The organism is Blastopirellula retiformator, from assembly GCF_007859755.1.
Lineage (GTDB): Bacteria > Planctomycetota > Planctomycetia > Pirellulales > Pirellulaceae > Blastopirellula > Blastopirellula retiformator.
In genome coordinates, this window is the sequence record NZ_SJPF01000004.1 from 837,596 (window position 1) to 843,719 (window position 6,124).

Consider the following 6,124-nt stretch of genomic DNA (forward strand, 5'->3'; position numbering starts at 1 on the left):
TGGAAGTTCCCCCTCACCACGGCGATATCGATGCTCTTGCAGATCCTCATCTACTGCACGATTGTGCTCCTCGCTCGGCCTGACGCGGCGGTCGAACAACCGCTTGCCGCTTGGCTGGTCTGTCTGGCCTTGGGACTGATGCAGTGGAGCGTTGCGCGAACGTTTGGCCGCGGTGCGATCTCCGACATCAGTTGGGGCGTTACCTCGCTGCTGATGCTCTGGCCAGGCAATTGGGGCGCAATTGTCGCCGGGTCGGCCGGGGGCGAAATCCCGCTGCTGCGCGAAGCGACGCTGTTGGCGCCGGCGGTACTCTCGCGACTGGTGATGCTGGCCGAGACCGAAAATCTCTCGGCGGCGCTGGCCGAAATGCGAATGTCGCTACCGCTGGCTTGTGGGCCGGTCTGGCTTGGATCGGCGGCGGCTCGCTGCGGCGGAATCACCGATGCCGGCGGCAACAGCGGCGCGGTAACGATCGCCCTGATCGTGGTCATGATGATCGCCGTTTATCCCGAACTGCTCCGCCGCAGTTGGGGACTGAGGCCGGTCGCACTTCCGCACCTGGTCGAACGTCTGCGAGCGCAACACGGACGCAGCATGCCGCCGCTGCTGGTCTGGCCGAGCAGCGTGTCGATCTGCAATGCGGCGCTGCTTGGCTGCATGCCGCCGTTTCGCTATTTGATCGTTTCGGCGCCGCTGCTCGACGCACTCACCCCCGGCGAACTCGACGCCGTGATCGCGCACGAAATGGGACATCTCCGCCGTCAACATGTCGCCCGGCGATTGGCGGCGATCGTGATTCCCGCCGCAGTCGTCTTGGCAGCGCGGTATCTACTGGCGGTTGGATTGGATCTGCATGGAGTCGCCCGCACGCTGGTCGAAGCCTCGGCGCCGGTCCTGCTAACCGGTTACTTTCTATGGTCGACGCCGCGACAATCGCGACGCTTCGAACTGGAAGCGGACCAGTGGGCGGCGCTGCACTTGCGACGGATCTACGGCGAAGCAGGTCCGGCACTGCTTACCTCGGCGCTCCGCAAACTGAGCGAAGCGGCCAACATTCCGCTGCAGCAATCGAGGTGGCTGCATCCCAGTTTTCGTCAGCGCGAAGCGGCGCTGCTACCAACCGAACTTGCCCCTCTAGCCGCCGGCGTTGACCGGTAAACGCTACGACAAGGCTTCTTCCATAGCCGGCGAGAACGGCAGCACCAGGCGGAACAACGCGCCTTCGCCGAGCCCGTCGCTTTCGATCTCTAAACTGCCCCCCATCTGCTTGGCGGACAAGCTGGCGCTATGCAGCCCGAATCCATGCCCATTGGATTTGGTCGTAAAGCCGTACGAGAAGATGCTCTTCAGGTTCTCCGGCTTGATGCCCATGCCGGTATCGCGGACCTCGATCGCAATCTTGTCCCCTTTCGTCTGCCGAACGCTGACCGTAATCCGGCGTTGCGGCCCTTGGGCCTCGGTGATCGATTCGATCGCATTCTTGACCAGGTTGCCGAAGATTTCCAGCACGCGATGTTTGTCCAAGTTGAGCAGCGGCAGAGAAGGAAAGTTGGTTTCGACGTCAACCTTGTGATGCACTATACCTTCCGACTGCCAGTCAATCGCCCCCCTCAGCACCTCGACTAGATCAGTCGGCTCCAGCACGCACTGGACGCGGGCCATCGACTGCTGCAGGGAGACGATTTTCTTGATGTGATCGATATGGCGACGCAGGCCTTCCACCTCGGACAACTGCTTTTCGTTTTCGCTTCGCAGTCGTTCGTCCAACTCGGTAAGCATCGGCTCAATCAATGCCCGTTTGGGATGCTCGGTCATAAAAGCTTCCAGCGATCCCGATTGCTTGGTGACCAGATCGAGCGTGCGGCGTAAGTCGCCAACGCTAGAATGGCTCGTGCACTCTTGCAGGAATGACAGCGACGTATTCACGCTATTGAGCGCGTTGCCGACATTGTGCAGCACGCCGGTTGCGACTTCGGCCATACCGGCATGGCGGGCTGAATCGATCAGCTTGCTGTTCAAGTCCTTCACCCGGCTGCTGGCGTGGGCCCGCTCCAACGTTTGGCTGAGGCGATGGGCGACCTGTTGCGCCAATCGCAGCAGTTCCGGCGAGGGAGCCTCGACGTTGGTCGACACGAAGTGGCAATGAATGAAGAAGCTCTCTTGCCGGATTCTCACCGCAATGCCGCCCAGCGAACCGCTGCAGGGAGAGAGCGATTCGTCCTGTCGAAAGCTAAGCGGACGAACCGACACCTTCATCGACGGATCGCTGCCGCACGATGCGATGATCGGTTCGGTCGACAAACCAACGTCGATCCAGGCCTCCGTCGCCACCACCTGACGCATTCCCCGCTCATCGGTAAACGTCGCCAATGCATAGGGGAAGCCGGAGTGCTCGGCAAAGCGTCGCATGACGAACTCGACGGTTTCTGCAAGCGGCGTCGTCTTATTCGCCGCTTCGGCGACATCTTGCAACAATCGAATTTCAGAATTGGTCCGTTCGACCTGCGCCGACTTTCGCTGCACGTCCTCGATTTGCTGGGTGATAATGCCGGCGATTCGCCGGGCGAGAAACGTGAAAACGCAAACGCACACCACGCCGGTGATGATCATGATCCCCCAAGCCGCCATCCCGACTAAGTCAGCGCCACGTCGCTCTTTGGCATCCACCTTGAGGAAGTGAAGTTCTAAATCCTGCAACACCGGTCGAAACGCGTCAAACATTTCTTCCGAGGCCCGGAGAATATTCGCCTGCTCGCGCAGTCGCAGCAGTTCGTTTCGTTGCCAATAGTAGACGCCCCCGTCTCCCACCTGAATCGTTTGATGGGCGTCATCAATCAACCGCCCCTCGCCAAAGAGCCCCGTTTCCAAGTCGTACATCAACTTGATAACCGCTTCTCGGTCGCCCGAAAACCGATCGAGCGCATGTTCAAGGCGCGAAAAGCTCGCCTTAAAATCGTTATCCTTGATGCTGACCAACTGATCCAAGTCATGTTCGGCGCCCAATTTCTCGCACAGCACCGACACTTGCATCAATTCATTCGCGATCGCTTCGTACTGGGCGGCGACGCGGACACCTTCGACCAGGTCGTCATGGGCGACGGCCGCTTGCCCCGAAGCCTTGGGCGCATGTTGCTGCAGTTGCAGCGCCAGATCCAAACGCCGTTTCCCCTCCATTTCCGCAAAGTATCCGCGAATCATCTGCAGCGTTTTTTGCGTCTCTTTTTGGGCGACTAGTCGACTCGCCTCGGCATCGTGGACCAGATCGCACCAGGCGGTCGCATCTTGATAGGCCTGCGGAATCCGGTCCATCAATTCCGAAAGCCGAATGACGTCTTGCGTGTCGCGAAAGTTCGGATCTTGCCGAATTTTGGCCACCGACTTACGTAGTTCCTTGTACCAGTGGGCGTCTCGGATCGATGGGCGTTCGTGGTGTTGCGATTCACGTGAAGCCGGCGATAGAATAATCTCGGCAAGTTCGCGTCGACCGTCCGCCACCTTCTCTTGAATCTCGGCGATCGATTCGTCGATTTCGTTGCGCTTTTCCGCCGATTCCTGATAGTGATATTGGATATACCGCATCGTCGGCGCGGTCACGCAGAAGACCACCGCGCCGGCGATAATGCCGACCGTCGTCAGCAACCACACCAAGCGGCGGGCGTCCGTACAGCGACTTGGCTCCTGACTCGGAGCGATGCAGTCGTTGAACTCTGGTTTCGAGTCGGTCATGGTCGCTCCTCCTGGCGAAGCACATTCGACCATTCGATCGGCGCCACTTCCGTCCCTTCGATCTGGGTCGCCCAAACGGCATGGCTGGCCTGATGCTCTTCGCTGGACAGCTGCAGCGGAACGCCAAGCCCTAGATCAAATTCTCCCAGCGACTCGCAAGCGTCGACGATCGCGTCGCGGGTGATTTCTCCGTCGATCCGCTCCAGCGCGAGAATTAGCATTCTTCCCACAACGTAGCCTTCCAGCGAGATCTGGGTCGGCGGCTCGGGGTCGGCTTCGATCAGCGCCAGCGCCGCCCGATGCCCCTTGTTGATGGGAAGCTGCTTGTCGACGTGGGGAACAATCTGGGAAACGATGACGCCGTCTACTTGTCCCTCCAGCGCCTCCGCCAGAAGGTTGCTCCCCACGAACGAGACATTCAAGAACAGCGGGTCAAATCCGCATTCTTGCGACAGCCGAATCAACTTGGCGCACGGCGCGTAGGCGCCCACCAGGATGATCGCCTTGGGAACCGGACGATGCAAAATCAAGTCGGCTAGCGCCCCTTCCACCGCCATCGTGTTGCGTTCATACCGACCATGGGCGATCGCCCCGGCGCCATCGACCCCGTACCGCACCAGCGCGGACGTTCCGCCGGCAAAACCTGCGTCTCCGTAGCCGTCGCGCTGGGTCACGAAAGCGATCTCTGCAGGCTTAACGCCGGACTGGACCAACGCGTCAACCATCGCCGAAGTCTCTTCCGCATAGCTGGCGCGAAAGTTGATCACATACCGATCGGGCGGCGTTTTTCTTAGTACGCCGGCTCCGGTCAGGGCGCCGATAAAGGGCGTCTTGCTTCGCTGTGCAATCGGCGCGGCGACGATGGCGGTCGGCGTACCGACGTTGCCGATGATCGCTAAGACCTGGTCGACCTCGATCAACCGCCGCACATTGGGACCAGTCTCGATCGGCTCGTAGCCGTCATCCAGGGCGATCAATTCTAGCGGCAGCGTCTGCACTCCGCCGGCCGCATTCTTCTCGGCGAAGGCGGAGAGAATACCGCGCCGCATCTCAAGCCCCAGACCGGCGTTGGGCCCGGTGAGCGCGGTCGACATGCCGAACTGAAGCGCCGCCCGCTTCTTCGGCTTGGTCTCGTGTTTGTGCGTTTGGCCGTGCGCCAGACTCACCTGCGCCAGCAATATGGCACAGCAGAAAGACGCCCAGCTGACCATGGCCAGCAATCGCCTATATGGAGCCGATTTTTCTCGTAAATTCACGACGCCCTACCCCTAGTTTCGTCGCTTCGCTAGTCGCCTGGGCGCTCTGCCCGAACAGCGCGATTGTTAAAAAATAGCTTCTCATTTCGCCACGCGTCGAAGGAATCCGGTTGGCGCGATCATGACGAAAATCGCATAGCAACTTGCCGCGAAAGGGATGAAAAAACCGCATGGGATCCATGCGGTTTCGCGTGTGGGCGAGTTGTCAGTCGGCAAAACTTAGTAGTCCGTTGATTTTCTCGACGGACTGCGTGATCGCACGGATGCGATCCCAAAATAGCGACGTAAGTCGTTATTTTGCGAGCCGCGAAGAGCTATGCTCTGAGCCTGGCGAGGTTGAAAAATGCCACGAGGGCAATACCGTTCGGCACGCCATTTGCGCATTCAAATTAATTCCATTTCGCCGTGCCACAATGGCAGGGCGAAGCTTGGTTTCAACCTTGGATGCAGTGACATTTTATCGTGCGGAAGTCTTCAAAAAAACGGAAATCGGCGACCCCGCCTGCTAGCGCTGGCGACCAACAATCGATTCATGTGCAAGGCCTGAAGTACTTCGCCAAGTTGCGGCCGTTGTTGGCGGAACTTCATGACGAGGGGACAGCTCGCGATGCCGCTGGCAATCGCACGCTGCACTTCGATCAGTATTGTCTGCTGGTGCTGCTTTACGTTTTGAACCCCGGCATTTCTAGTCTGCGAGCACTTTCACAGGCAAGCGAACTGACCAAGGTTCAGGCGAAACTTGGCAACGCGAAGGCGTCGCTTGGTTCACTTTCCGAAAGTGCTCGGCTGTTCGATCCGGAACGGCTGAAAGCCATTATCGGACTGCTGACCGAGCAGGTTCAAGCCGGAAAACTCGACGCCAAAGCGGCGAAGTTCGCCCAGGGGCTAATCGCCGTTGACGGCAGCGTAGTGAACGCGTTGCCGTCGATCATGGCCGCGACGCTGTTGAAGCAGACGACCGGTTCGGCCGTTGTGCGTTGGCGACTGCACACGCACTTCGAGGTCGCCAGCTTCACGCCGCAATCGATCACCGTGACGCCTAACGGCGGCGGCGAAAACGACGAGCGGGCGGTGCTGGCGCGTTCGCTGGAGGCGGACAAGATTTATGCGATGGATCGTGGTTACGCCAAGTTCAAACTGCT

3 protein-coding genes and 1 pseudogene are annotated in these 6,124 nt (G+C 59.5%); 2 read left to right on the forward strand and 2 right to left on the reverse strand.

Features of this window, described 5'->3' with window-relative positions:
- Positions 1-30 precede the first annotated feature (30 nt).
- Positions 31-1,158, forward strand: a complete 1,128-nt coding sequence (locus Enr8_RS19290) for a M48 family metalloprotease (RefSeq protein WP_146434605.1) — start codon at positions 31-33, stop codon at positions 1,156-1,158.
- A 3-nt stretch (positions 1,159-1,161) separates the two neighbouring features.
- Here the strand turns inward: Enr8_RS19290 and Enr8_RS19295 are convergent, their stop codons facing one another.
- Both Enr8_RS19295 and Enr8_RS19300 read right to left on the reverse strand, forming a co-directional pair.
- On the reverse strand, positions 1,162-3,726 hold the full coding sequence (locus Enr8_RS19295) for a sensor histidine kinase (RefSeq protein ID WP_186767748.1): 2,565 nt from the start codon (positions 3,724-3,726) through the stop codon (positions 1,162-1,164).
- Positions 3,723-4,892 carry an ABC transporter substrate-binding protein gene (locus Enr8_RS19300; protein WP_246120157.1) on the reverse strand — a complete coding sequence of 390 codons (1,170 nt, stop codon included), beginning with the start codon at positions 4,890-4,892 and terminating at the stop codon, positions 3,723-3,725. The genes Enr8_RS19295 and Enr8_RS19300 overlap by 4 nt, the downstream gene beginning before the upstream one ends.
- Positions 4,893-5,510: 618 nt before the next feature.
- Between Enr8_RS19300 and Enr8_RS25565 the strand changes: the two are divergent.
- Positions 5,511-6,124, forward strand: a pseudogene (locus Enr8_RS25565) (IS4 family transposase); the annotation flags it as partial.

Excerpts from the sequence above, each read along its gene's own strand:
- Enr8_RS19290 (WP_146434605.1), top strand. The coding sequence starts at position 31 with ATGCTCTTGCAGATCCTCATCTACTGCACGATTGTGCTCCTCGCTCGG.
- Enr8_RS19295 (WP_186767748.1), bottom strand. The coding sequence starts at position 3,726 with ATGACCGACTCGAAACCAGAGTTCAACGACTGCATCGCTCCGAGTCAG.